The following is a 25,581-nucleotide window of genomic DNA, read 5'->3' as shown; positions in this document are numbered from 1 at the left end:
ATGCGTTTATTATTATATTCTGATATTTATCTTTACGGATGTTTAAAACGTGCGTACTTTAGCGACTATGAAACCATGCAACTTCCAGTTGTTCGAACTGCAGGCCGAGCTTTGCCAGATGATGGCGAACGCTAAGCGCATTGCCATCGTCGAAATTTTGAGCTCCGGCGAATGCTGCGTCGGCGAGCTGGCCAAAGCGCTCGAAACCTCCGTCAGCACCGTCAGCCAGCACCTGCGCACGATGAAGGACAAGGGCGTGGTGCTCAACCGCAAGGACGGCCAGACCGTCTACTACCGCCTTAAAAACCCGAAGCTTGTTGAGGGCTGCCATATCATGCGTGAATTCCTGCTCGAAGAAATGGAAGCGCAGGGGCGTATCGCCCGCGACTACGACGAAGAGACCGTTTTAACCCATTAACCTAACGACCGGAGAGACTATGAGCGAAGAAACCATGAATCAGGAAGAAATGATCAAATCATTGATGGCTCGCGTGGAGGCGCTGGAAGAACAAGCCCCCGGCGACAAGCTTTGTCTTGGCCTCATGAGCGGCGATCTGGACAAAACCATCGCCACCTTCATCATCGCCCTCGGCGCGGCGGCCTACGACATGGAAGTGGATATCTTTGTCACCTTCTGGGGACTTTCCGCCCTGCGGGACCCGAAGAAGCACGCGAAGAAGGATCTCCTCGGGAAAATGTTCGGTGCCATGCTGCCGAAGAGCGCCGGAAAGCTCCCCCTTTCCAAGATGCAGATGATGGGCATGGGGCCGCCCATGATCAAAATGGTCATGAAGATGCACAACGCCAAGTCGATTGAGGAACTGATGAAAGACGCCGCCGAATTCGGCATCCGCATCCATGTCTGCACCATGGCCATGGAATTGATGGGCATCAAAAAGGAAGAGCTGATCGACTATCCGCATATGGACTTTGTCGGCGTCGGCGCCTTTGTCGGCATGTTCCAGGAATCGAAGCAGTGCTTCTTTATGTAAAGGGAGTAACGAGTAATTCGTAATGCGTAATTTTCCGCATCACGAGTTACGCATTACGTTTTACGAATTACTAATTAACCAATAGGAGAAAACCATGAGCGAAGAACTGAAAGCATTAGACGTAGCAGTAGAAGTAGACGCACGCGGAACGGCTTGCCCCGGACCTTTGCTGGACGCTAAACGCGCCATCGGCGATTGCCCGGTAGGCGGAGTGATGTGCGTTATGTCTTCGGACGAAGGCACCATCATCGACATCCAGCGCTGGAGCAAAAAAATGAAGCACGAGTATGTCGGCGACTATGAAGACGACGGCTTCTGGCGCGTATACATGAAGAAATTGGTCTAACGACCACTAATGGTTATTGGCTGCTCGTTAATAGTAGCCAATGACCCACCTTTCCTAATAACCAGTAACAGCTAACGATTAACCAGGCCCCGCCATGAAAAGCAAAGAACCCCAACCAAAGATTCTGGTCTTCTCGACCAACAGCATCTCGGATCCAGGCATCGATTTGGCCGGCAGTGCGCACATGCACTATTCCACCGAGGTCCAGATTATTCCCCTGCCCTGCTCCAGCGGCGTAAAACCCTCATGGATCGTCCACGCGATCAAGCAGGGCTTCGACGGCGTCTTTATCGCCGGATGCGGCGGCGACTGCTCTTTCCTGGCCGATTGCACCCCGCGCACCAGCGCACTCATCAAAAAAGCCCAGGATCTGATGAAGGAAAACGACATCAGCCCGAAGCGGCTTAAAATGTCGGGGATCTGCTCCGTCTGTGCGGATAACTTTGTGGCGCACATGAACAATTTTCAAAAAGACCTCAGCAAGCTGGAGGAAAAATGAGCGATAAAAAAGATATGGACTACGATGTAATGGTGGTCGGCGCCGGCACCGCCGGCATGGAGGCATCGCTCTCCCTCGGCGACATGGGCTTCAAGGTTCTGCTTGTCGAAAAAGACCCCAGCATTGGAGGGCGCACGATCCTGCTTTCCAAGGTATTCCCGACCCTCGACTGCGCCAGCTGCATCTCGACCCCAAAGATGGCGCAGAGCCTGCACCATCCGAATATTACCTTGATGACCTACAGCGAAGTCGATGCCGTTACCAAAAATGCAGACGGCTCGTTCCACGTCAACATGCACAAGAAGCCGACCTACGTCGACCAGACCACCTGCACCGGCTGCGGCCAGTGCGAAGAGGTCTGCACCGTGCCGATCCCCGACGAATACAACTACAACATGATTGCCCGCCGCGCCGCGCACATCCCCTTCCCGCAGGCCATTCCGAAGAAGGCGGTCATCAGCCGCAGCGCCCAGCCCCCCTGCACGCACACGTGCCCGGCCGGTGTAAAGCCGAGCGGTTTTGTTTCTCTCGTTCGCGCCGGAAAATATGAAGAAGGCTTCAAGCTCCATTTGGCCGATGCTCCATTGGTTGGAAGTTTGAGCCGTGCGTGTTATGCCCCCTGCGAAGGCGAATGCACCCGCGACGACATGGAAGGCTCCGTCAACATTCGCGCCATCAAACGCTTTATGGTCGATTGGTACTACGACCGCCATCCCGAGCCTGACTATGGCCCCGTGGAAACCCAGCTCGACTCCAAGGTCGCCATCATTGGTTCCGGCCCCGGCGGACTGACCGCCGCGTTCCACCTGGCCAAACAGGGTCACCAGGTTACGGTCTTCGAATCCGAACCGCAGGCCGGCGGCATGCTGCGCCACGGGATGCCTGCCTACCGCATGCCCAAATCGCTGCTCGACCGCGACATCATGAACATCACCGCGCTCGGCGTGGAGATTAAAACCAACAGCCCGGTGGAAAGCATTGCCTCCCTGAAAGAAGCCGGCTACGACGCCGTCTTCGTTGGCGTCGGCAACCAGAACCCGCGCATTATTCCAATCACTGGAAATAATCTCGCCGACGTGACCGACTGCATGTCGTTCCTGAAAGACACCAATGTCGGTGACGAACTCCCTGATATTGAAGGCAAAGATTTTGTCGTACTCGGCGGCGGCAACGTGGCGCTCGACGTGGCCCGCGCCGCGGTCCGCATGGGCACCAAGAGTGTGGCGATCGTCTGCCTTGAAGAAAAAGACAAAATGCCCGCGCTCGACTTCGAAGTCCGCGAAGCGGATGAGGAAGGCATCACGTTCTACACCGGCGTCTCCACCAAACGCATCTACACCGACGATGCCGGCAACAGCATTCTTGAAGTGCTGACGGTCGACAAAATCGACTTTGATGAAAACGGCCGCATGACCGGCTTCTCCACCGCCGAAGGTTCGGAACAACAAATTCCCGCCGACGTGGTCGTGATGGCGGTCGGCCTCTCGCCGAGCACCATCCCGTTCGAGAGCGAGCTGGAGCTGAAAGGCAACAAAACCATCCCGGTCAACGAGCAAACCCTCCAGACGGCAGACCCGATGGTCTTTGCCGGCGGCGACGCCGTGCTCGGCCCGTCGATCATCGTCGAAGCCATGGGGCAAGGCCGCAAGGCCGCCTTCTACATCGACCGCATGCTCAAGGGCGAATCGCTCGATGTTGGTTTTGAATTGGAACTGGAAATCGCCGACAAGGAGGAGATTATTTCCTGCTCCGGAAATTGCTCCACCGTACCGCCGACCGCGATACGCGAACTCGAGCCGCATAAACGCATTCAGAGTTTCGAGGCCTATGAAGAAACCATGACCGAAGCCGAAGCACGCGATTCCGCGAATCGGTGCCTCGGTTGCGGCGAGTGCTCGCAGTGCCAGGAATGTGTGAATGTTTGCCCCGGCGACTGCATCAACTTTAATATGAATCCGGAACCGCTGGAAATGACCGTCGGCTCGGTGATTATTTCCACCGGCTATGAGATTCTCGATCCGGCCGGCAAAGAGCTGATGGGCTACGGGAAATATCCGAACGTCATCTCCGGCCCGCAGATGGACCGTCTGCTGGCGCCGACCCGCCCGTACAACGGCGTGCTGCGTCCGTCAGACGGTAGGGAGCCGGAAAGCATCGCCATCGTGCTCTGCAACGGCTCGCGCGACCACACGGTCTGCAACCCGCTCTGCTGCCGCATCGGCTGCATGTATTCGGCCAAGCACGCGCAGCTCGTGATGGGTGCGCTGCCCATGGCGGACGTGACGATTTACTACATCGACTTCCGCGCGTTCGGTAAAGGCTACGACGAATTCTACGAGCAGTCGAAGGGCATGGGCGTGGAATACACCAAAGGCAAAGTGGCCCGGATCGACGAACTTGATGGCGGCAACCTGAAGGTGCACTACGAAGACATGGAAGGCGACGGCGGGCTGAAGGAAGCGGAACACGACATGGTCGTGCTGACCGTCGGCTTCCTGCCCAACCTCGAATCGCTCAAGCTCTTCAAGGGCAGCGAACTCGAAGCCGACGAATTTGCCTATATCAAGGAACCGGATGCGACCTCGCAGCCGGGACGCACCAACATCGAAGGTTTGTTTGCCGCCGGCACCGTAATCGGTGCGCGCGACATTCCGGATACGGTTTTGCATGCCTGCGCTTCATCGGCCCAGGCAGCGGGCTACATTCAAAAGCTGAGGAATTCATAATGGCTACGGGAAGAAAAATCGGGGTTTTCATCTGCCACTGCGGCGGAAATATTTCGGACTATGTCGATGTCAAAGCGGTGGCCGCGGCGGTCGCTAACGAGCCGGGCGTGGTGGTTTCCAAGAACCACATGTTCACCTGCTCCGACGCGGCCCAGCAGGAAATGATCGACGACATCGAGGGGTTGGAGCTCGACGGACTCGTGATTGCCTCCTGTTCGCCGAAACTGCATATGTTCACCTTCCGCGACATGGCGGAGCGCGGCGGCATCAACAAATACCAATATGTACACGTCAACCTGCGCGAGCAATGTTCGTGGGCGCACACCAACGACAAGGTCGGGGCGACCGAAAAGGGCATTGCCCTCGTTCGCGCCGGCATTGCCAAAGCGTCGCTCTCCGTGCCGCTGACCGCGCTGCGGGTCGACACCATTCCGAAGGTGCTGGTGATCGGCGCAGGCATCAGCGGCCTGCGCGGCGCCCTCGCCCTCTCCGACATGGGGCTCTCAGTCTTCATCGCTGAAAAAGAGAAGGAAGCCGGCGGCACCGTGAAAAACTGGGGCCGCATGGCACCGGACGATCAGCACGGCAGCGCCATCGTCAAGAGCCTGCTCGACGAGGTGAAGATGCGCGAAAACATCATGCTCTACACCGATGCTGAAATGATTGAGAAGAGCGGCTATATCGGCGACTTTAAGGTGACCCTTCGGGTCGGCGGAAAAGAGGCGGTCCAGCTGCAGGTCGGCGCAATGCTCATTGCGACCGGCTTCGATTCCTACGAACCGCAGGAAGGCGAGTTTGGCTTCGGTCTCGATGGTGTCGTGACGCTGCCGCAGTTCCGCGATTTTGCCGACCATCAGGAAGGCGAACTCACCTACAATGGCAAGCCGGTCAAGAACGTGGTGTTTGTCTACTGCGTCGGCAGCCGTCAGAAAAAGAGCGAAGCCTGCCCCGAGCCGAACCAGTATTGCTCACGCTACTGTTGCAACGCCGGCACCCACATGGCCGTCTGTCTCGAAGACCGACCGGGCGACTTGAACCAGTATCACCTCTATCGCGACATCCGCACCTACGGGCATAACGAAACGATCTACGAAGAAGCCCGCACCCGCGGCGCAGTCTTCATGCGCTACCCGGACGCCGAAGCGCCAACGGTTGCCAACACCGCCGACGGCCTCGTCGTTACGGTGAAAGACAAATTGATGGGCGGAGAGGAAGTTGAAATCCAGGCCGACCTGGTGGTGCTCATCACCGGCATGGTGCCGAAGAAAAACCCCACCCTGATGAACCTGCTCAAGCTGCCGATCAGCAAGGACGGCTTCCTGAACGAGCTGCACATTAAGCTGCGCCCGGTGGAAACCGTGATCGACGGGGTATTCCTCGCCGGTGCGGCGCAAAGCCCGAAGACGATGGCCGAAAGCGTCGGCGCCTCGCTCGCAGCGGTCAGCAAGGCGGGCGGTCTGCTCATGAAGGGCTATGTTGATCTCGAGCCGCTGATTGCGCGGGTCGATACCGACAAGTGCCTGTGGTGCGACGAGTGCCTGAAAGCCTGCCCCTACGGCGCCATCGAAAAGATTAACTTTGGTGAAAAAGAAGTGGCCTTTGTGGTCAAGTCGCTCTGTAAAGGCGAAGGCGCCTGCGTGCCGATCTGCCCACACGACGCGCTGGATATCGAGGGCTATACCGACCAACAAATCACGGCAATGATTGATGCCTGCAGCAAAGAGGTGGTGACCGCATGAGTACGGCAAAACGCGATATGCGCGAAGTGATGCGCGATGAAATGATCATGAGGGACCGCATTGTGGCGATCCTGCAAGAAGGATCCAAAACCGTGCCGGAAGTTTCGGAGGCGCTCGGCGCCCCCGAATACGAAACGGTCTACTGGATGATGGCAATGCGTCGCTACGGCATGGTCGAAGAGATCGGCCGCCCGGATATTGACGGCTACTTTAAATATGAGTTCAGGGAACAGGAGGAAGAAAGCCATGAGTAGGGTATCATCAAAAATGGCTTTGGCCGTAAAGTGCTCCGACACGTTCAACGCCGATGCCTGCATGCACTGCGGCGTCTGCACCGCCGTCTGCCCGATGGGCATCGAAATGCTGCCGCGCAAACTCTTCCGCTATGTCCAGATTGGACTCGAAGACAAGGTGAAGGAAAATATTTCCACCATCTATTCCTGTCTGCTGTGCGGCATGTGCGCCGAAAACTGTCCGGCCGAAGTGAACATTGCCGACAACGTGCGCTTCCTCCGCAAATACATTAACGAAAACGAATTCAATCTTTCATAAGGAGCCGCCATGCCGTTACCAACTAAAGACATTCTGGGCATTCTGGCCGACAACCTGAACCAGCGCAAAAGCGTACTCCCGATCTCATCCGCCGCCGCAACGCGCTGGGCGAAGGGGCTCGATCTTCCAAAGGGAGGAAAAACCGTTCTCTACACCGGCCACCTCTATCAGCTCATCCCGATCATCGATGCGATGTCCGGCCAGATGGCCAAGTTTGAGGATTCCGCGCTGACAAAATATTTCGGCCTCGGCCGCAACGTCAACAAGTTCATCAACATGACCTTCTTCATGGGCATGATGGCCTCGAAGGACGAGCAGAAAGACTACGACCGCATGCTGCGCAACATTGCCCTGCTGCTCAAGAAAGCCGACGTTGATTTCGGCTATCTCTACGGCGAAGAGCTCTATTCCGGCGCGCTCGTCTACGACGAAGGCGTCGACGGCTCATTCGCCAAGCATGCCCAGCGCGTGGCCGACATGTTCAAAAAGAACGGTGTTGAAAAAATTATCACGGTCGATCCGCACACCACGCACACCCTGCGCACCGTCTTCCCGGAATTCGTGAAGGGCTTCGACATCGAAGTGAAGAGCTATCTGGAAGTCCTCGCCGAAAGCGGCATCGAACCGACGAATCAGATTACCGACGACCTCTCACTGCACGACTCCTGCGTCTATGCCCGCCACGAAAACGTGGTCGAGCAACCCCGCGCGCTGCTGGCAAAGACCGGCGCGAAAGTGAACGAGCCGCGCCTATGCGGCAAGAACACGCACTGCTGCGGCGGACCGCTCGAATCGCTCTTCCCCTCCGAGTCGCACCGCATCGCCGGCAACCGCGTGGAGCAACTCAAGGAAGCCGGCGGCAGCATCGCCACCATGTGCCCGATCTGCTTGGTCAGTCTGCGCAAAGCCGCCAAAGGCTCAGTGAAGGTGAACGATTTGTCCGATACGCTGGCCAAAGCCTACGGAGTTTAACCGCTTTCCTCCCTTCGGGAGGTGAAGCGGTGCTACATCTGGAATCAGGCTAATCTGGTGTAGCAACGCTTCACCCGCAGCGAAGCAAGGGAAAGCGTTCTTCGCTGGAAAAGCATTTGAACCCGAGCGGATAATTTTGCAATATTGCTCTCATGAGCGAACGTCCTAACAAACCGCATCGCCTCGATCAAATCTTCCAGAGCTACGACGCTCCGGTTTATTTCGTGACGTTCTGTACCGCCAACCGGAAGCCAATTCTTGCCAACGATTATGTTCACGCGGCGTTCCGCCATTATGCCGAAAAGGCCGAACCGCGCGGCATTGCGATGGGTCGCTATGTGATCATGCCCAATCACATCCATTGCTTCGTCCGCATGGCTCCCGAGCACACGCTCGGAACAACGGTTCGGATGATGAAGCGGGCTTTGTCCGCTGCTATCGATGCACCGATGCCACATTGGCAGCCCGGTTTCTTCGATCACCTGCTGCGGCATAGCGAGAGCTATTCGGAAAAGTGGGAATATGCTTATCAGAACCCGGTACAGGCGGGATTGGTGGAACGGGCGGAAGATTGGAAATTTCAGGGCGAGGTTGTTTGTATTCGGTTCTGAGAAGACCGCTTTCCGGCTTTCAGCCGGTGAAGCGGTGCTACACCTAACGGGCGTTATTTCCAGGCTAACCCGGTGTAGCAACGTTTCACCCAGCTTGCTGGGAAAACGTTCTTCGCAGAAAAAGCGTTTGATTCAGAGCGGGACGCATCGCCACCATGTGCCCGATCTGTTTGGTAAGTTCGCGGGAAGCAACAAAAGGCACCATGAAGGTGAATGATTTATCCGACACACTCGCCAAGGCCTCGGGGTGTAGCCTATTCATCGAAAACCGCTTGAACCACTCGCAAGGGATTTGTTTCAGGGAAAATCAAGTGTAGCAACGCTTCACCCAGCTTGCTGGGAAAGCGTTCAGCGCAAAAAAGCGTTTGATCCTGCGCGACTGATTTTGCACTCTCGCTCCCATGAGCGAGCACCCAAATAAACCCCATCGTTTGTCGCAAATCTTCCAGAGCTACGACGCGCCGGTTTATTTCGCAACGTTCTGTACCGCTTACCGGAACCCGATACTTGTGAACGATTTAGTTCACACGGCATTCCGTAATTATGCCGTCAAAGCCGATCCGCGCGGCATTGCGATCGAGCGCTATGCGATCATGCCCGATCACATTCATTGCTTCATCCGCATGGCCCCGAGCATACGCTCGGATCGACGGTTCGGATGATGAAGCGGGCGCTATCCAAAACCATTCAGGAGCCGCTGCCCCACTGGCAACCAGGGTTCTTCGAACACCTGCTGCGGCATAGTGAAAGCTATCGTGAAAAGTGGGATTATGTTTATCGCAACCCGGTTCGTGCGGGACTGGTTAAACGGGCGGAGGATTGGGCGTTTCAGGGAGAGGTGGTTTCTATTCGGTACTAATGAGAACCGTGCGTGCGAAAACCGCTTTCCCAGCAAGCTGGGTGAAGCGGTGCTACACCGGAATCATACATGAGTTAGGTGTAGCAACGCTTCACCTGAGCGGAGCGAAGGAAAGCGTTCTGACGTCAAGCCAAGCGCTTGAATAGCGCGTAAATGTAGGGGCGCGGATTGATGTAGGGTATGCGTCTGTTCGTTCACCCACTTGACAGCATTTATGCTGACTGTGCGCGGGATGAGTTCCATTGAGCCGGAGTCCAGCTGGCAGCTTCGTTCTGTCCCATGGTTGGAAGGGCTTCGAGCACATCCCGCAAATAGTCGGCGGGGTTGATGTCGAGTTTTCGGCAGGTTTCGATGAGACTGTATATGATGGCGCTATCCTGACCGGATCGGGGGCTGCCGAAGAAGAGGAAGTTTTTCTTGCCGATGGCCGTGGGCCTGATGGCATTTTCGACAAGGTTATTGTCGATTTCCAGCTTCCCGTGCTCAAGAAACAGGTTCAGGCTGTCCCAGCGTTTGAGGGTATAGCTGATAGCTTCTCCGAGCTTGCTTTTGGGCAGTTGTTTTTTCTGTTCACGATCCAGAATGGTTTTTATTTCATTAAGCACTGGAGCAGAGTGTTCCTGCCGATAGGTTGCCCGGTCGAGCTCCGGTTGTTTGCGCAACGTGGTTTCGTTGCGATAGAGCTTCGCAATGAGTTTGATAATTTTCCGGCTGATTGAATCCCCGGCCTCATGAAATTTACGCCGGGCATGTGCCCAGCAGCAGGCATGAATAATATTTCCCTTTTCCTGTTCATGAGCCGGGTCGTTCAGCCATGACGGATAAGAACCGTATCCATCGCTTTGCAGAAGACCGGCGTAATCTGTCAGCATCGAATCAAGACATGATGCAGCACGACTCGGAAACCATTCAAAGAGCACTCCAACGCCTGGACTGTGATAGGCCCATAGGTATCCATTGGGACAATGGTCCTTTTTCGGGTCTTGGTATTTGATAAAAGTTTCGTCGGCCTGAATATACTCACTTTGCCGGATTTCATTTCTCAGTGCTTCGTAGATCAACGTTAACCAGTCGGCGATAAGATACATCCAGTTGCCCATGGTTTTGCGGCTGATTTCGATGCCGTGGCGGTATTTTAAAACCTGTTCCTGACGGTAGAGCGGAAGATGGTCGCAATATTTGCTCAGAATGATCTGTAGGAGCAGACCGGCAGAAGCATAGCTGTTTGGAATCAGTCTTGCCGGAGCTGGTGCGATCAGCGGCGGCACTTCACGGTTATCAATCTCAATAAACTTTTCTCGAATGATTTCACGGATAAAATACCGGGTCGGAACAACGTCGAGCTCCCGTACTTTTTCCTCCCCGATTTTTTTATAGCGACCAGGATTTCCCTGAACCTCATCGGGAATGATGATCACCTGCTCAACCGGCAGGTCTTCCGGGACCCGTTCCTTGAGCGGCTTGCGCTTTCCTCGACGGGACTCAACCGGCTCTGAATCATCCTGTTCGGCCTCTTCCGCTATTTCCAGAGCCTCTTGGGCTTCCTGCAGTTCATCGAGCAGTAGTTCCATCTGATCCGGGCTTAACTTTTCGGAACTGCGCCCGAACAGTTTTTTCAGCAGATACTGAACTTTCTCATTAAGCAGTTTAACTTCGGTTTTGAGCTGAGTGTTTTCGGCATTCAGAGACGTCCGCTCCTTTACCATCAGATCAAAATTTTCCCGGTTAAAATTCATGCCGTACATTATACCAAAACACGTTGAAAATGCGGCACCAACCTGATGGAAAATGCAAAAAAAATCAGCGCTGATACCAAGGTTTGAGCGAGCCTTGTTTTAGATCAACTCCATCGAGCAGCAGGGCCAGCCCTTCCGGAGCAAGACTAGGCTTTTCATCTGCGCCAACGCCATGAGGCCAACTGAAACAGCCCTTTTCAAGCCGCTTGATAGCAACCCACATGCCGGTACCATCCCAGTACAGCGTCTTGATCCGGTTTTTCCGTCGGTTCGTAAACACAAACAATGTGCCCGAACACGGATCTTCATTTAACCTATCCTGCACTACACAGTGCAATCCGTTGAAGCTCTTACGCAGATCCACCGGCTCAACCGCCAGAAATACCCGGATTGAATTACTTAATCCAAACATCCGGCAGCCTCCCGCAGAACCATACCGAGTTCATTCAGTGACGGAATTGGAAGCTGAACCTCAATCCCGTTCGGCAGAAAGATCTTCAGTTCATCTATCTCAGGAGGTCCGGGCTGAACTTCCACCTCGCAAAAAGCAACCTCAGATTCCTGACGTTCAATTCGCAGCCAACGGGCCAGCGTTTTCGGGTTGATGCTCCATTCCCGGCAAAACGCCGCCTGGGTCAGCCCCGCTGAATTAAACTCCTCGATCAGTTCCCGGCGTTCTTCCTCCGTATAGGAAGCCCGCCCCGACACATTGTTTTCATTCGTATCCATGCCTGACAAATTATCAGGCTTTGCCGGAGCTGACTACGGGGTGAAAGAAGAGGCGTTTACGATGTAGGTGTGGTCGAGCCCGGCGCAGCGGGAAGCGGCGGGAATTCGGCAAACAGGGCATAGCCACCCATCTTCAGCTTCGTCACCAGGTTTTTGAAGTAGCCTTCATTGTCGTCTTCCGCGGTCAGGAGATGGCGCACGGCGCGGTCGGTCCAAATATCAATAGGGACAGGCGTCTTTTCCAAAGGCCGGGCAATGTCCCGGCAGATCCATTCGATGGATGCGGTGCGGCCGCTCGTCCGCTCCTTACCTGATTGAGGACTTCTTGGCTGATGTCGTTGAGAACCATTGTGCCCCCGCATCAAGCAGGAACCCGATCAATGCCGACGTGCCAACCCTCGGCAGAAAGATGGTGGCGTTTCCCCATGCCGGGATTCGATTTAGCAATCGGAGAGTATTGGCCGAATCGCTTTCATGCCCCCCCGCTGTTCATCCGATGTGTTGTGAAAAACCTGATTCCAATGTTCACTGTTCATTTCATGGCCTAAATAAAAAAGGTCCCGCAACGACACGCTCCCGTTGGACGAAGTGATCATCCGGGGTTGTTTTAGTCCTTTTTCAACCCCTTGGAGCACCGATCAATGCAGCCTCTCGATCCTTTTCGTTTCTTGACAAACGCCGGATCGGGGTTTCTCCAGAGATGCGTAAACTGGTAGCGCGCAAATGCCGCAATAACCAGCGAGCCGGAAATTCCGCAAGCGAGGCAACCGGTCAGTATGGCTGAAGAAGCATCAGCCTCGCCAGCGTCTACTTGCTTCAATATATCGCAGACAAGCACCGCACCGAGCACCAGCACTACAGCCGCACTGATCAAGGACGGGTAGGACGGCCGCTGCTTGTACATCAATGACCCCATTTATTTCCGCTCCACGCTAATTTTGTAAAAAGCACACGGCAGGGATTCAGAATCCTGATATGACATTCCCGCCCCTGATCCTGACAATGCATCTGACGGAATAAACGCCTGGTTAGTCAAATTGGTTGAACGCATAACGGTATAGTTGCAGTTGGATGAGGAGGCCCACTCCAACCCTGATCCATTCATGCCGAATGAGAACCGACTGGCGGGATCGTCCGGAAGAGAATCCACAATGAACTCGGCGGCGTTACTGTCCCCGTCTTCATCCGCATCGGTTCCAGGAAGCCGCTGCCGGATGACTAGACCAAAACCATCGATCCAAGCACCGTAGCCTGCGCCCGCTCCCTTCAACTCGACGTTGTCGACCATGAAGATCGGCGAAGGAGCATTCTTATCCCACTCCATGGTGATCCAAACTTGATCGGTTGCACGGATGATGGTTTCGAACAAGGCATCGTTCCCGAAAAAATCCGGAGAGAAATGGTTTAGATCAAGCGGCATGGAAATTCTGGAAGGGTGCGTTCCGGGATCAACCGCCATTGTGGCATTATACACGGCGCCGAAAATGGCGTTATGCACCAACTGGATCTTTAAGGTGACCGACACGGAAGACTGGAAATCCAAGTCCAGCGTTTCGGCCCCCACACCATACAGGGAACCCGTGAACCAGCCTTCCGAGGCCGAGATATCCGCAACAAACGACCAGCGGGGATTAAGCGGCGACCCCGCATCTACCGTCGGAGAAAGCCGCAAGGCCCCTTCCGACACGTCCAGATTTTGATCCGATAGAACCCCGGTCGACTGATCGATCCGCATCCATCCCCTTAACGAAGTGTCCGGCCATGTTTCAACGACACCCACCTCGGCCGCAAAGGTGGAGGCTACGATATAGGTAAAACACAGGATGGATATCAATCGGGACATCAGAGCTACTCCTTAAGACAGCAACCGGCGACCTACCAATGCGGCGCCTGCAAACACGATAATTAAAGAAAGCACGGCAGGCTCCGGAATGGCCTGGGTATAAATGGCTACGCGATCAATCTGAGAACCCCAGGTTGGGGCTCCGACAATATCAACCGTCAGCGAGTTCGAACCAACAACCTCGATCGTTCCGGTCCAAACCATCTGTCGCCACTCTCCGATTTTTAGGCCGTCTTGTTCAAAAAAGTCATCGATATTGAAATCGGTCACGGTACCTCCGGACACATTGATCTCGGGAAGTTTTGTGATATCGACGAAGGCAACCACATCAATCCATAACTCAACGGTATAAGAATCAAGGCTTTCATCCGAAAAGGGAACCGCTGTGCGAATATAACCATCGGGATTGATATTCCACGCTCCGGAGCCATCTGCACGCGTGACCTCCCACGGCACGGCGGGATCGTGCCAGCCGGCAGAAGCGGTTCCCGGCAAAAGACTGGTCTGCACAACCCCGTATGGATTCGAAACTTCGTCCGCAACAGGCGGGTTGACATCCGTTATAAACGAATAAGCAACCGATGTAGTATTTTCGTTCCCCGCCCAGCTTGGTACCGATAAATCCGAGAAACCGGTTTCTCCAGCAAAAAGTCCCGCCAGCATAACCACGCTATATTTCCACGCTTTCATCTCGATCTCCCACGCTCCGATTATTCACCTTGCTGAAGCCAATTAAACTGTATGATTCCATAATCGGTTATATTAACCGCCCCATCGTGATTGACATCGGCAAACGGTTCCGACGAAAGCCAGTAGTAGCTTACAATGCCGTAATCCGATATGTTGATGGCGTTGTCTCCATTCAAATCTCCGCACAGGAGCGCCGCTTCGCCTGAAAAATCGACCAGGCCCTGCATATTGGCGTCAAACGAGACGGGTTGCACCCGCGACAGGCTGGTGGCTCCCTTCGCCCGTAGAAAAGCGGTCTCCAATGGAATATCCTGAAGTAGCGCAGCGGCCTGGCCATCCGTAAACACCAGAGAACGCTCGTCGACGAGGAGCTCCTGAAAGTTGACGTCAAGGAAGGTCAACGAAACCGGCTCCTCAAACGAATTCCCGGTCGTAACCTGCAAATCAATATTCACTTCGATTTCCGCCGTGCGGATATCCAGCGTGGCGGCATTGGTAACGGTATTGCCTGAACGGTCGGCAACCACAGCAAACACATCGTATATCCCCGAAGGAACCGTCGGTGTAACCGGCAACGCCCATATCCACAACGTACCAACTACCCAATTGGACGTAGCAAGCAACGTGGGGCTGAGTTGAATTTCCGGATCGGTCCGCTGCTGTATGACCAAATTTGGATCGACCAATCCAGACAACGCATCGCTGGCTTCAAGTGTTATCAGCACCGAGCCCTGCAACGTTTGGATTAACGGATCAAAGACATCCATCGATACCCCGTACTGATCTTGGAATCCGTCGAAGCCATGAACCGAGGGGGGAGTCCCGTCCACCGTGACAGCCTCGCTATTCATCGTGAATGGGACAAGATATGTTCCAGAAATCCCATTGGTATCGGATGCAAGCCGCGTATCCCATAATTCATTGATTTGGGGACGAAAATAGAAAACGGTATCCCCCTCTTTGGCCTGCGCCTGCATGGTGACGTGTGCTACGGCGCCATCCGCTACCGTGCCTTCGCGCGGAGCGCTCATGCCAAGACCGACTCCCGAATCAATCTCACCGAAAAGCGGATCCCCCGCTTCAAAACTCCAGGACTCCGCGATATTGAATTCCCATGGCGCCACAAGCTCCAAGATACCGTTCGTGAAGAAGCTTCCGTTATAGCCCAGCAACGCCTCACAACCCGATACGGGCACGTTCAACCCTGAGAGATTCAGAAGGAGATCAAAATTATCGCCTGGCTGAATGAACAATCCTTCCCCGTCGAGGGTTCTTCCAGCGGGAAGGTTTTCATCCGACATATCCAATGAAAACATGTTTTTCACAGTGGAAATATCTGCGACATTCCCCCATTCGTCGACTTCTGTTACTGTTCCCGCTCCCGAGTCGACAAGCACCGCCCCGTCCATCATCACATTATGGAAAAACCGAACTCCGATCGCCTGTGCCGTAATGTCCACCGGCGTATCGAGGAAAACGCAACTTTGAATTTCCATTACAGCGTTTGATACCGCTAAGTTGCCACACCCCGACATTTGCGTGCGGGACATCTTGAAATCCGCACCATCGGCCACCACAAAATCGAATGAGCCGCCTTCGGTAGCGCAGTCAACGGCGCATCCATCTAGAATCAAAGAACCGCTAACACGAAGCGTCACGCCATCAGACACAACGATGTGCGAGACCAGCGCCAAGGTATCGCCGGAAAACTCCGTATCGTTTTCGATGAACATGGATCCCATCGAATCGTACAGCGTAAACGAGCCGGCCACCGTTGTTTCCCCTTCCGAGGTTTGGAAAACCACTTCGCCGCCAGTAACCACAATGCTGGCCGATGCGGCCATAGCCAGCTCCGCCATCCGCAATGAGCCGCCTTGGACATCCAGCGTGATCCCTTCGTCCAAGATCAGAGTATTAACTCCCAGAGTCTCACCTCCAGAGACCGCAAAGCTGCTTCTCAAATCAGCAATTCCATCCGAAAACGCCAGCTTGGTCAATGCGGAATCTTCGAACCAAGGTTCAAAGAACACCTGATTTGTATCGATCAACAGGCCAAATTCGGGTAGTGGGCCGCCCCAATGATTATGGTCGGCCTCAACCGATTGCTCCGTGCTGATCGCCCGGCATCCGGCGGGCAAGGACAGCGCACATTGGTGCATGCCAAACATTCCTACGGACTTTATTGCCACCGCCGCCGCCTCGCACTGGTTGCTGGCCACCGACAACATGCAATCCCGAAGCGTCAGTCCACCTCCCTGTACCCGCCACCATCCGTTCGAGGTTACCGGTTCCAAGGGCTGGAAGACGGTAAAAGAAGCCCCTGCACCAACCACTTCAATATCTTGTTCCACCTCCATCGGGGGTATCGTGAATATTCCAGAGGCAACATGGATCGTTCCTCCATCAACCATGGCCAAGACGGCATCCTCCACCGATGAAAAGCGCGAAACACCCCACCCTTCGGAGGATGGGGTATATGACCCGTCCACGTAATAGCAACCAGCCGGAGCTGCGCAATCGCACTCCGGCAGGCTGGCCTCCGCCGACACTGTCCACCCCGCCCAGATGAGCGGGAGCAACAGTGCCGCCTTTCTTATCCATACACTATGCTTCATTCATGTCCCGAACTTACTCAGCATCACCTGACAGATACCAGTTGTACTGAAGCAAACCGTAATCGGTCATGTTTACCCAACCATCGCCATCAATATCGGCCTCGGGAGTTTCCAAGTTGTAGAAGTAGCGCAGGCGGGCAAAGTCGAGCATGTCGACAATGTTGTCGTTGTTGAGGTCGCCACCGGTCAACACCAAGGCCGCCGAGGTCTGTCCGTCGCCATCGTAGACCAAAGTCTGCCTACTGCGCAGCGTCCAATCCGTGTCCGCACTGATCGCCGCGACCCCTGCCGGAACCTGCAACATCGAGAGCGTGGCCACACCACCGATGAATTCCAGGGTCTCAACACGGATTCCCATCACGGCACTGCCGGCATCGGTCATGACCAGGGTCACATCACGGGAAAATGTCCCCGCTATGGCCCCAGTCAATTCGACGTTCAGCGCGACCTGAGTCTTGTTGACCTCGATCGTCGCCGTGTTGGTGGTTGTGTTACCGGAGCGGTCGGAAACAACCAGCTCGACATCATAGATGCCGTTTGGCGTCGCGGCGTCCACAACCAATGCCCAGCTGTAGCTGGCATCCAGCTCTCCCTCCGTATGGCTGGAGGTCAGTGTCGGCAACAATATATTCGCGTCCGGACCCTGATTCACCAAAGTCAAGGTGGAGCCTGCCAGTCCGGAGAGCTCGTCGGTTGCATCGATCGTGATATAAACGATACCTTGCTGGGTCAGAACCGCTGGATCAAATACATCCACATCACCGCTGCCCTGATCCTGGAAACCCATAAACAGGGAGGAGACCGGTGCAGTACCGTCAATAGTGACGTAGCCCGAATTCATCGTGAACGGCGAAACATAGACCGGATTCCCGTCAGGCGCGGAGGTCAGGCGGGTATCGGCCGGTACATCACCATCTGCACCAACGCGGAAGAACACTTTGGTAACGCCTTCTTCATCGGTGGTAGTGAAGTCGAGGCCCAACACCGTCGAGTCGTCGGTTGTGCCTTCGATCGAAATCACATCCACACCGATCGACTTGTCGATCTGGCCGTAGGTGGCATCGCCGAGGCCAAGTGACTCGTAGATATCAAACGTCCATGCAGCTCCGTCGGTGACGGTCACGGTGCCGGTATCGCCAAGGAAGAGCGTGTCGAAGCCCATCAGGGCATCCACGCCACTGACCGGCACATTCAGGTCGCTCAGGTCGAGCGAAACCGCCAAGGCATCGCCGGGCTGAATGTAGACATTGCCTTCGGCATCGGCGTCCGCGAGAGTCAGGCCGAGGTTATTCGTCGTGACCTCGCCAGCGGACAGGTTGTCCCATCCATCGGAAGCCAGCACGGTGTTTGCGCCGTTGTCGGTGAGATCCGCCTCATCAGTGAAGATGTTGTGGAAAACTTCCGCACCGTCGGCTTCCTCCGTAACGATCAGGCCGTTCTCAAAGAGGTTGTCTTTGATCAGCGCGTCGCCGGTGGCGACCGCAAAGCTGCTACAGTCAAGCACTTCGTTGCGGACCATGGTCAACGAGGCGGAGTTGGAAACCACTACGGAGTAGCTGCCGTTCTCTTCGGCTTCCAGTACGCAACCGTCGAGGGTCAACCCGCCGGACACGGCCAGCTCCACGCCGTCAGCAAAGACGAGGTGGGAAACCAGTGCGATGGTGTCGCCTTCCAGCTCGGCATTCGCATCAAAGTAGATGCTGCCCCAGCTGTCGAAGATCGTAAAGCTCCCGGCGAGGATGGCCGGCTGTCCGTTCGCTCCGGTCAGCTCGAGCTCTCCATTGATCACGACCAGTGCAGCGCCGGCAACCAGATCCAGGGAATCAGCACACAAGGTTCCATTATTGACCGTCACTGTCGCGCCGTTGGAAACACTCATGGTTCCGCCAACGATCACCGTCTCACCCGGATCAACCGTCATGTCTTCAGCAATGGTTGAATCATCAGCATATTTCAACAGCGTCATCGCTTCGTCGGCCCACCAAGGGCTGACTTCAACCGGACCGTCAACCAGTGCAACAAAGTCCGGGTCTTCCGCACCAAACCAGTTCAACGAACCGTCCACTATCGTAGCGGGTTTCGAAGAAAAAGCCGTTCCGTTGCCCGACAGGTCATTCATGGATGCATTTGCAATTGATGCGTCCGTGTCATTATATCCGACCATAATACCATTGAGGTTCCCGGTAATGGTATTACCGGTAATTTCTGCAGCCGTACCGGAGCCATACAGATCCGACACCAACACGCCGCAAGAAACGGAATCATCACTCGAAGCGATCCCCGAGCATCCGGTAATCAAGTTATCGCTCACCACGACATTTGCTCCGGCACCGATGTCGAGAGCATAATCAAGCCAGTCGCCTACTCCCTTGCCCGTGTAGGTATTTCCGCTGAATAGCCCTCCCGTGCCATAATACAACACACCGACACGCCCGATGTTGGTAAACGATGAGTTTGTTATGTCCAAATCGCCTATGCCGCCATTGCCAGCTCCGACAGCAAAACCGCCGTAATCACCGTACAGAATGTTCGCAAAGGCCACGTCATCGATCGATCCTAGACCTAGGTGTCGGATCCCTTGGAAAATCAGATAACCGTTACCGTCCAAGGTCATGCCACTTAGCTCTAGATTGACCCCCGCCTGAACAAACCACCACCCACGGAGATCCCCGCTGGAGGCGGTATCGCCGGTAGCATTGAAAATCGTGCTGGCCATGCCGGCACCGGCAATGGTCAGATCCTTGTCAATCACAATCTGGCCGACTTCGGCATAGGTTCCAGCCGCGACCTTAATCGTATCGCCTGGCACAGCGGCATTAATCGCGGCCTTGATGGTCTTCTTGGCCAATGCCGGATAGTCGCCCGAGTTGGAGTCATCTCCGATGCTGTCGTTGACGTACTTGTCGGGATTCGTGGCGATGGACTGCTCAACGCCGTCGATGTACCACTTGAGGTTGCCACGCACGCTATACGGCGCATAGTCCCGGTTGGTGTTGTTCAGCACCGTTGTGCTGTCGAGGTACGCCGTGTTTCCGGAGTTGCAGCAGTCCTGAATCAGGGACTCATAGCTTGTGCCCGTTCCAGCCCACTCGTTAACGAGGGTCGACCCGGTCAGGTTGACTCTCGTGTTTATGGCCGAATCAAAAGCCACCGCGCCGTAGTTATTGGAAATCGGGCTCCAGAAAGTCCTGCCTGTAAGAGTGGAATTTACGACGTTGATCGTCGACCCCGTGTTGTGGAGGTTCAACGCGGCGAAGCCCGTCAAGGTAGAGCCGTCGATGTTGGCCACCAGGCCCGGGCTGTTCAGCGTCAAGGCGTAGTGCCCTGCCGTCACTGTCGAGTCCGTGATGTTCAGAATCGAGTTGGCGGAGTGGTAAAACGAGATGCCTCGGTTCGCCATGCTGCTTGAACCCGTTGCGGCGCAAAGGAGCCGGGAATTAAGCAGCGAGATGACGTTGTTCGAGTTGCCGGAATCAGCGAATCCAAATGATATGCCTCTACCGATCTCCCCGTAATTCACGGTCGTGTTGTCTAGGACCAAGGAAGTGTAGCTGAGGTCGCCCATCTGAATCCCTCGACCTGCGCCGGAGACCGTCAGTCCAATGTCCTTGAGCGTGAGCCCGAGAACATCGCCGGAGGATCCGCTGGTGTCCATCGTAATAGCGTTGCTGCCAGCGGCTGGGAGGAGGATGGTCTCGGCAGGTCCTGCGCCCACGAGGGTCACGGTCCGAGGAACGGATGTGACTGCAGCCGTGTACGTCCCCGGGGCGATCTGAATGGTATAACCGACTGGGGCTGCGGTGACGGCCGCTTGGATGGTCAGCTTGGCCGTGGTCGGCATGAGCCCGTCGTTGGCGTCGCTGCCGGTGGTGCTGACATAGAGAATGGTCTGGCCGGGGGACAGTGGATTGGCCTGCTCGACGCCGTCGATGTACCAGTGATCACCGATACCGCAGAGCTGAACGTCGGACGGCGCGTAAGTTCTGTTGGCGTTCGTGAGCACGGTCGCGGCATCCAGGTAGACCTTGTTGTTCCTGTCTCCCGCCGGCTGGCTACCCGTTGCCGTGGAGAGGATCAGGGTCTCGTAGCTTGTGGCCCCGGCCCCGACGAACTCGTTGGCAATCGTTGAGTGCGTAACGTTGACGGTGGTGCGTACCGCTCCGTCTTGCATTACCAGCGTGCCGTAGTCGTTATTACCGTCAGACGACGGCCAGAAGGTCCTGCCGGTGAGCGTGCATTCGTCGATGTTGATCGTGGAATCGGTGTTGTTAAGGTTAAAGGCGGCGTATCCGGTGAGGGTCGAGCCGTGGATGTTGGCGACCAAGCCCGGGCAATCGAGCCGGATGGCGTAGTGTCCCGACGTGATGGTCGAGTCGGTGACGTCCAGCGTCGATTCCGACGAGTAGTACCACCCGATGCCCTTGCTGTAGCTGCTGGCGCTGGTCGCCACGCACTCGATGCGCGAGTTCGCCAAGGCGATGGCGTTGTGGCTGCCGCTCCCTCCCGAGCCCGGCGTGCCGAGGAGGATGCCGATGCTGGCCTCGCCATAGTTGATAACGCTATCATCCAACGTGATGGAGACGTAGCTAAGGTTACCCGCGTTGATGCCCTTGCCAGCTCCCGAGACGATCAAGCCGACGCCGTCGAGCGTCAAGGCGCATACATTCCCGGCCGATCCGCTGGTGGTCAGGTCGATGGCGTTGAGGCCCGCCGCAGGCTGGATGAGGGTTGAGTCTGACCCTACACCGACAAGAGCGATGCTCTTGTCCACCGACAGTTGCTCGGTGTACGTCCCTGCCGCAACGTTAATTGTATCACCGTCATCTGCGGCGGTAACCGCAGCTTGGATGGTGGCGAAGGCTGTCGCCCCCCAGCCAGATGTCGTGTCCCCGTAGGCTGTGTCTACCGTCAACTCCGCTGATTGAGCGGCCGATGCAGTCAGCAATATGGCGGCTGCCGCTGTGATAATTTTATTGATCCAGTTCTTCATTCCCTATCTCCATTATCGCTTCACTCGGTTAGGCGCCGTTGCGACTCGACCCGCAAGTTGCGTACGCACCTTTTGTCTGAAAAGCAGGAGATAAGCCCAATATGCACATTCTTGGCAATTAGCCATAGCGCGTAGCAAAAAATATCAGGAGAGGATTTCAATAAAGATTAGCTGGACACAGGTGTTTCTCGGCAGGCGATGCAGATGGGCCGAGTGCCGGTCGGGCATTTAACCTGTATGCAGTTCAACCTTTGCGCGTTGATGGCCTGCAAGGCTTCTCTCTCGGCGGCACCGCGTGTTTCGCATCTCAACTTCTGAAAGATATGCTCCAGGTGCTTGCGGACGGTTGGCGTGTGAATATTCAAAATGGTTGCAATATCGCTGTTTTGCTTGCCCTGCGCCACCCACAAAAGCACCTCGGCTTCCCGTTGAGTCAAACCCAGTTTTTTCAACACATCAATCTCCCCGAGAGATTCCACCTCTTCGAGTATGATGAGGAATCCGAAGGCACACCGAATAAGATCCAGGCAGAGCGTGGAGTCGCGGGCTTCAACCATTAACTTGCGGGCGATCTTGTGACTTCCTTCCACCACCGGAGCCCTCTGGATTTCGAGTGCAATCCAGCGTTGGACATCTTCCGGCAGGTTCCATGCCGAATTCCATTTCTGGTGGGGGAAATATTGGTCAAGGAGTGCCCGGGCCCATGCTGGACAATCCATCATTCGACCATCGGCGCAAAGCGGAATCATATGGTCAGGCAGATTGCTCAGCCACCCCTTTTGCTGGATATTATACATCCTGTATGCCGCGCCAAGATGGGGAGCAACCAGATTCAACAGCCTGTGGCTTCCCTCATCCATTGCCTGGGAATCCGAGAAAGAAAAACTCACGCAGAGCGCACCAGAATAAAACCGGACATTGGTATCGTGAACAATCCCCAACGTCCGATTGACTTCGTTGTACACGGAGGTTTCTTTCCACTCCTTCTCCGACATGATATCCGTGGTACACAATACCGGTCCCGCGCTGTTGGAATAGAAATATTCCATGAAAGGATGCGACTGCAGGAGCGTTGTAAGTTCATCCCTATCCTGACGCATTCCGTCATTATGGTTGTTCATCGTCTTACATTTTAGAATGCGGGCATCCAGATCGTTAAACCAACAGCCCGATAGGGATGATGGAATCCGGGAATCCAGCACCGACAGGACATGTTCAAAGAAATCACCGGATACCGGAAAAGTATAGAGCTCCAACAATAGCTCCGAAATCATTTTACTGGTTATCTGCCTTGAACCCATGCTCCCTTCTCCAAATGATATATGAAAACCTTCCTAATTATGCGCTATTACTACTCTTTCTTGAGCTAATTTAACATACGCCATATGACTTATACTTGCATGCTAATGTCTCTGTATTCCCTTGTTTTTTTTCTCTTTAGCAAGATCTGTGAGTTAGTTCCGGCTCGAGGAGTTCGCCCATGGTTTGAAACAGAGCGATTTTGAGCGCTTCGTAAATTCGAAAACCAAATGCTCTTTTCGTTGCCAGATTCATTTTGCGGGTCAAGCCCTCGCAACGGCGGAGGAATAGGCTTGATTGGCTTTGAACCAGTTCATGACCAGCGGCGGATGCCAACGGTTTGTTTTAACGAACCCCTTGGTGGGATTATGCTTATCAGAATCCGGTTCGGCCAGGCTTGGCAATGCGATCGAGCGATTGGCCGTATCAGGGGAAAATTGTTTCTATTCGGTATTGGCCGCTTTCCTTCGTTTCGCTCAGGTGAAGCGGGGCTACACAGGTGACGATGGTGTAGCACACGCTTCACCCCAACGGGGAAAGCGTTTATGCAAAGCCGCGCTTAAACACAAAAAAAGGCCCCGTTTCCGGGGCCTTGTCCGTTCCAATGACTGGAAACCTTTAAAACTTATAGGAGAGACCCGCCGTCAACGAATTCTGGTACATGCTGATTTTTGTGCCCTTGGCCAGAGGCTCAAGAGCGTCAGCATCTTTGCCGTTTGCCGTGATACTATTCTCGAATGCGTGGGTGTAAGCGACGTGCGCCGTAATTTTTTCCCATGCATAGGAGGCGCCGCAGGAAACATGCGTTTCCGTGATGGCCGGGAAGAGCGCATTGCCGAAAGCGGTGTCGCTGTCGATCGGGGATTTTCCGTAGGAGACGCCGGTGCGCAGGGTCAGGGCTTCATTCACGCCCCAGGTAACCCCGGCCTTGACAATGTTCTGGTTATCCCAGCCAAATTTATCGCCCAATGTATCGAGCTCGCCCCAACCAACCCAACGGTAGTCGAGCACCAGTTCAACGTTGTCGAGCACGTTGAAGGCGGCACCAACCGTTAACTGTTGCGGCAGATTTAACGAATCGCCGAGGAGGTCATCATAATCATCATAGGTGGTCATATACTGTTCGGACATATAGCTTGCACCCAGAGACAGCCTGCCGAGCCTTTGATTAACGCCAACGATCGCGCCGATGCCATATGATGTTTCCCAGTCACCGTCCATGTAAGCGAATGTGTCAGGGTTCAACATGTCGGTCTTGAAGCGGGAGATAACAAAAATAGGGCCTGCGCCAACGCTGAATCCACTGTCACTCGCCCTATAGGCATAGGTGGCCGTCATTTTAGCGATCGAAAGCTCGGTCATTTTATCGCCTTTGCCTTGCGGCTGGCCTGTACCAAAATCCCCTATGCGGCCCTTATCGTAATCCACACCCATGCCGCTGGTGCCGTATACACCCAAACCAACAAAGCCGTTTTCACCTTGGCAGCAGCCAAAGGTTCCGCTGATGGAAGGAATAACGAATGCCGAAGTATCGGTCTTTTCGCCTGCGCCAAAACTAGCGTTTGAATCGATGGTCCGGTGCGGCGCGAAAACCTGCAGCGAGGAATCGATGCCGGGCTCAAGATCGACAAGGCCGGCCGGGTTGAGAATGAGCCAGGTGGAATCTTTTGCAGAGGCCACACCGGCTCCTGCGGTTCCTTGCTGAATCGGACCAATGCCGATCAGGTTGATGCCTTCCGTGGCAAAAATCTGGGTGGTTATGGCCGCGGCGGCTACTGCGGTGGTAATCAGGCGTTTATTCATCCCCTAGCTCCTAGTTGGTTAATGGCGTGCTGACTATGCACGTATGAAATAAATACACCATTTCCAGCAGAAAATCACAAGCACAATATTTCAATATTAGAATATGCTATTCCTTTATTATGAGATAATTATGTACGCCTTTAACCCCGTCAAAAAACAAGATCTAAACACTGGCCTCCAACCCGTATATTAAAATAGCAGCACATTTTAATTGAGCTGAATATAAAAATATTATAATTCTTAGCGAGCTAGATTTAGGAGAGAAGCATGACTCAAGAAGAACGAAATGTTGCATCGGACGTTTTGAAGGCGATGGCCCACCCTGTTCGACTGGGCGTTATCGAGGTTTTGGCAAAGGACGAAAAAACGGTCACCCAGCTTTACGAAGAACTGGGGTGCAGCCAATCGATGATGTCGCAGCAACTAAAGATCCTCTGCCAACAGAAACTAGTTGAAATCCGCAAGGATGGAACGCAGAAATACTGCAGCCTGTGCAACCGCGATTTTTTGAAGCTTTTCGGCTGCATGCACAAACATCTGCGTGAATTTTTGAACTTTCAGGACTAAGTCCTGTCTTTTT

The 25,581-nt window shown here is 54.6% G+C and carries 24 protein-coding genes; 13 read left to right on the top strand and 11 right to left on the bottom strand.

The genetic code is table 11. The features are described 5' to 3' along the window. The first annotated feature begins 67 nt into the window (after nt 1-67). The 12 genes from SCARR_RS21265 (at nt 68) to SCARR_RS21210 (ending at nt 9,296) form a co-directional block, all read left to right on the top strand. The gene (locus SCARR_RS21265) at nt 68-418 is read left to right on the top strand and encodes an ArsR/SmtB family transcription factor (protein ID WP_136063653.1); all 351 of its coding nucleotides are present in this window, start codon (nt 68-70) and stop codon (nt 416-418) included. A 19-nt stretch (nt 419-437) separates the two neighbouring features. After that, nucleotides 438-992: a DsrE/DsrF/DrsH-like family protein gene (locus SCARR_RS21260; RefSeq protein ID WP_222846388.1), complete on the top strand. Its 555-nt coding sequence runs from the start codon at nt 438-440 to the stop codon at nt 990-992. 94 nt (nt 993-1,086) lie between these two features. Next, complete coding sequence (locus tag SCARR_RS21255) at nt 1,087-1,338, top strand: sulfurtransferase TusA family protein (protein ID WP_136063652.1); 252 nt, start codon at nt 1,087-1,089, stop codon at nt 1,336-1,338. Between the two features lie 94 nt (nt 1,339-1,432). Next, on the top strand, nt 1,433-1,837 hold the full coding sequence (locus SCARR_RS21250) for a hydrogenase iron-sulfur subunit (RefSeq protein ID WP_136063651.1): 405 nt from the start codon (nt 1,433-1,435) through the stop codon (nt 1,835-1,837). After that, a complete protein-coding gene (locus SCARR_RS21245) occupies nt 1,834-4,563 on the top strand; it encodes an FAD-dependent oxidoreductase (RefSeq protein WP_222846387.1) in 2,730 nt (909 codons plus the stop codon). Before SCARR_RS21250 ends, SCARR_RS21245 begins: the two co-directional genes overlap by 4 nt. Continuing rightward, nucleotides 4,563-6,302, top strand: coding sequence for a CoB--CoM heterodisulfide reductase iron-sulfur subunit A family protein (locus SCARR_RS21240; RefSeq protein ID WP_136063650.1), 1,740 nt, complete (start codon nt 4,563-4,565; stop codon nt 6,300-6,302). The genes SCARR_RS21245 and SCARR_RS21240 overlap by 1 nt, the downstream gene beginning before the upstream one ends. After that, nucleotides 6,299-6,556, top strand: coding sequence for a MarR family transcriptional regulator (locus tag SCARR_RS21235; protein WP_136063649.1), 258 nt, complete (start codon nt 6,299-6,301; stop codon nt 6,554-6,556). Before SCARR_RS21240 ends, SCARR_RS21235 begins: the two co-directional genes overlap by 4 nt. Next, a complete protein-coding gene (locus SCARR_RS21230; RefSeq protein WP_222846386.1) occupies nt 6,549-6,854 on the top strand; it encodes a 4Fe-4S dicluster domain-containing protein in 306 nt (101 codons plus the stop codon). Before SCARR_RS21235 ends, SCARR_RS21230 begins: the two co-directional genes overlap by 8 nt. Nucleotides 6,855-6,863: 9 nt before the next feature. Beyond that, complete coding sequence (locus tag SCARR_RS21225; RefSeq protein WP_136063647.1) at nt 6,864-7,826, top strand: (Fe-S)-binding protein; 963 nt, start codon at nt 6,864-6,866, stop codon at nt 7,824-7,826. Between the two features lie 152 nt (nt 7,827-7,978). Then, the gene (locus tag SCARR_RS21220) at nt 7,979-8,437 is read left to right on the top strand and encodes an REP-associated tyrosine transposase (RefSeq protein ID WP_136063646.1); all 459 of its coding nucleotides are present in this window, start codon (nt 7,979-7,981) and stop codon (nt 8,435-8,437) included. Nucleotides 8,438-8,838: 401 nt separating this feature from the next. Next, a complete protein-coding gene (locus tag SCARR_RS29145; protein WP_136063645.1) occupies nt 8,839-9,099 on the top strand; it encodes a transposase in 261 nt (86 codons plus the stop codon). After that, entirely contained in the window at nt 9,096-9,296 is a 201-nt protein-coding gene (locus SCARR_RS21210; RefSeq protein ID WP_136063644.1) for a hypothetical protein, read from the top strand. The genes SCARR_RS29145 and SCARR_RS21210 overlap by 4 nt, the downstream gene beginning before the upstream one ends. Before the next feature lie 212 nt (nt 9,297-9,508). Here SCARR_RS21210 and tnpC read toward each other — a convergent pair whose 3' ends face one another. The 11 genes from tnpC to SCARR_RS21155 all read right to left on the bottom strand — a co-directional run bounded on the left by tnpC (nt 9,509) and on the right by SCARR_RS21155 (nt 25,001). Beyond that, nucleotides 9,509-11,032: an IS66 family transposase gene (gene tnpC / locus SCARR_RS21205; RefSeq protein ID WP_168432867.1), complete on the bottom strand. Its 1,524-nt coding sequence runs from the start codon at nt 11,030-11,032 to the stop codon at nt 9,509-9,511. Nucleotides 11,033-11,096: 64 nt separating this feature from the next. After that, nucleotides 11,097-11,444, bottom strand: coding sequence for an IS66 family insertion sequence element accessory protein TnpB (tnpB, locus tag SCARR_RS21200; protein WP_136063643.1), 348 nt, complete (start codon nt 11,442-11,444; stop codon nt 11,097-11,099). Then, nucleotides 11,432-11,761 carry an IS66 family insertion sequence element accessory protein TnpA gene (gene tnpA, locus SCARR_RS21195; RefSeq protein ID WP_136059628.1) on the bottom strand — a complete coding sequence of 110 codons (330 nt, stop codon included), beginning with the start codon at nt 11,759-11,761 and terminating at the stop codon, nt 11,432-11,434. The genes tnpB and tnpA overlap by 13 nt, the downstream gene beginning before the upstream one ends. Nucleotides 11,762-11,817: 56 nt before the next feature. Then, nucleotides 11,818-12,123 carry a hypothetical protein gene (locus tag SCARR_RS21190; RefSeq protein ID WP_136063642.1) on the bottom strand — a complete coding sequence of 102 codons (306 nt, stop codon included), beginning with the start codon at nt 12,121-12,123 and terminating at the stop codon, nt 11,818-11,820. 245 nt (nt 12,124-12,368) lie between these two features. Beyond that, nucleotides 12,369-12,677 (bottom strand): hypothetical protein, encoded by a 309-nt coding sequence (locus SCARR_RS21185; protein WP_136063641.1) that lies wholly within the window; start codon nt 12,675-12,677, stop codon nt 12,369-12,371. Beyond that, complete coding sequence (locus tag SCARR_RS21180; RefSeq protein ID WP_136063640.1) at nt 12,678-13,604, bottom strand: hypothetical protein; 927 nt, start codon at nt 13,602-13,604, stop codon at nt 12,678-12,680. 12 nt (nt 13,605-13,616) lie between these two features. Continuing rightward, nucleotides 13,617-14,294, bottom strand: a complete 678-nt coding sequence (locus SCARR_RS21175; protein ID WP_136063639.1) for a hypothetical protein — start codon at nt 14,292-14,294, stop codon at nt 13,617-13,619. Between the two features lie 20 nt (nt 14,295-14,314). Beyond that, entirely contained in the window at nt 14,315-16,909 is a 2,595-nt protein-coding gene (locus SCARR_RS21170) for a dockerin type I repeat-containing protein (RefSeq protein ID WP_136063638.1), read from the bottom strand. Between the two features lie 13 nt (nt 16,910-16,922). Further along, a complete protein-coding gene (locus SCARR_RS21165) occupies nt 16,923-21,899 on the bottom strand; it encodes a dockerin type I domain-containing protein (RefSeq protein ID WP_136063637.1) in 4,977 nt (1,658 codons plus the stop codon). 167 nt (nt 21,900-22,066) lie between these two features. Beyond that, nucleotides 22,067-23,200: a helix-turn-helix transcriptional regulator gene (locus tag SCARR_RS21160; RefSeq protein ID WP_222846384.1), complete on the bottom strand. Its 1,134-nt coding sequence runs from the start codon at nt 23,198-23,200 to the stop codon at nt 22,067-22,069. Between the two features lie 616 nt (nt 23,201-23,816). After that, nucleotides 23,817-25,001, bottom strand: a complete 1,185-nt coding sequence (locus SCARR_RS21155) for an OmpP1/FadL family transporter (RefSeq protein WP_136063636.1) — start codon at nt 24,999-25,001, stop codon at nt 23,817-23,819. Nucleotides 25,002-25,268: 267 nt separating this feature from the next. Here SCARR_RS21155 and SCARR_RS21150 point away from each other — a divergent pair, with 267 nt between their 5' ends. Continuing rightward, a complete protein-coding gene (locus tag SCARR_RS21150; RefSeq protein WP_136063635.1) occupies nt 25,269-25,568 on the top strand; it encodes an ArsR/SmtB family transcription factor in 300 nt (99 codons plus the stop codon). Nucleotides 25,569-25,581 lie beyond the last annotated feature (13 nt).

The organism is Pontiella sulfatireligans, assembly GCF_900890705.1.
GTDB classification, from domain to species: domain Bacteria; phylum Verrucomicrobiota; class Kiritimatiellia; order Kiritimatiellales; family Pontiellaceae; genus Pontiella; species Pontiella sulfatireligans.
Note: the sequence above shows the minus strand (reverse complement) of the source record. Positions and strands in the feature narration are given on the sequence as shown.

Coding starts and splice junctions, on each gene's coding strand:
- SCARR_RS21265 (WP_136063653.1), top strand. CDS start 68: ATGAAACCATGCAACTTCCAGTTGTTCGAACTGCAGGCCGAGCTTTGC.
- SCARR_RS21260 (WP_222846388.1), top strand. CDS start 438: ATGAGCGAAGAAACCATGAATCAGGAAGAAATGATCAAATCATTGATG.
- SCARR_RS21255 (WP_136063652.1), top strand. CDS start 1,087: ATGAGCGAAGAACTGAAAGCATTAGACGTAGCAGTAGAAGTAGACGCA.
- SCARR_RS21250 (WP_136063651.1), top strand. CDS start 1,433: ATGAAAAGCAAAGAACCCCAACCAAAGATTCTGGTCTTCTCGACCAAC.
- SCARR_RS21245 (WP_222846387.1), top strand. CDS start 1,834: ATGAGCGATAAAAAAGATATGGACTACGATGTAATGGTGGTCGGCGCC.
- SCARR_RS21240 (WP_136063650.1), top strand. CDS start 4,563: ATGGCTACGGGAAGAAAAATCGGGGTTTTCATCTGCCACTGCGGCGGA.
- SCARR_RS21235 (WP_136063649.1), top strand. CDS start 6,299: ATGAGTACGGCAAAACGCGATATGCGCGAAGTGATGCGCGATGAAATG.
- SCARR_RS21230 (WP_222846386.1), top strand. CDS start 6,549: ATGAGTAGGGTATCATCAAAAATGGCTTTGGCCGTAAAGTGCTCCGAC.
- SCARR_RS21225 (WP_136063647.1), top strand. CDS start 6,864: ATGCCGTTACCAACTAAAGACATTCTGGGCATTCTGGCCGACAACCTG.
- SCARR_RS21220 (WP_136063646.1), top strand. CDS start 7,979: ATGAGCGAACGTCCTAACAAACCGCATCGCCTCGATCAAATCTTCCAG.
- SCARR_RS29145 (WP_136063645.1), top strand. CDS start 8,839: ATGAGCGAGCACCCAAATAAACCCCATCGTTTGTCGCAAATCTTCCAG.
- SCARR_RS21210 (WP_136063644.1), top strand. CDS start 9,096: ATGATGAAGCGGGCGCTATCCAAAACCATTCAGGAGCCGCTGCCCCAC.
- tnpC (WP_168432867.1), bottom strand. CDS start 11,032: ATGAATTTTAACCGGGAAAATTTTGATCTGATGGTAAAGGAGCGGACG.
- tnpB (WP_136063643.1), bottom strand. CDS start 11,444: ATGTTTGGATTAAGTAATTCAATCCGGGTATTTCTGGCGGTTGAGCCG.
- tnpA (WP_136059628.1), bottom strand. CDS start 11,761: ATGGATACGAATGAAAACAATGTGTCGGGGCGGGCTTCCTATACGGAG.
- SCARR_RS21190 (WP_136063642.1), bottom strand. CDS start 12,123: ATGCGGGGGCACAATGGTTCTCAACGACATCAGCCAAGAAGTCCTCAA.
- SCARR_RS21185 (WP_136063641.1), bottom strand. CDS start 12,677: ATGGGGTCATTGATGTACAAGCAGCGGCCGTCCTACCCGTCCTTGATC.
- SCARR_RS21180 (WP_136063640.1), bottom strand. CDS start 13,604: ATGTCCCGATTGATATCCATCCTGTGTTTTACCTATATCGTAGCCTCC.
- SCARR_RS21175 (WP_136063639.1), bottom strand. CDS start 14,294: ATGAAAGCGTGGAAATATAGCGTGGTTATGCTGGCGGGACTTTTTGCT.
- SCARR_RS21170 (WP_136063638.1), bottom strand. CDS start 16,909: ATGAAGCATAGTGTATGGATAAGAAAGGCGGCACTGTTGCTCCCGCTC.
- SCARR_RS21165 (WP_136063637.1), bottom strand. CDS start 21,899: ATGAAGAACTGGATCAATAAAATTATCACAGCGGCAGCCGCCATATTG.
- SCARR_RS21160 (WP_222846384.1), bottom strand. CDS start 23,200: ATGGGTTCAAGGCAGATAACCAGTAAAATGATTTCGGAGCTATTGTTG.
- SCARR_RS21155 (WP_136063636.1), bottom strand. CDS start 25,001: ATGAATAAACGCCTGATTACCACCGCAGTAGCCGCCGCGGCCATAACC.
- SCARR_RS21150 (WP_136063635.1), top strand. CDS start 25,269: ATGACTCAAGAAGAACGAAATGTTGCATCGGACGTTTTGAAGGCGATG.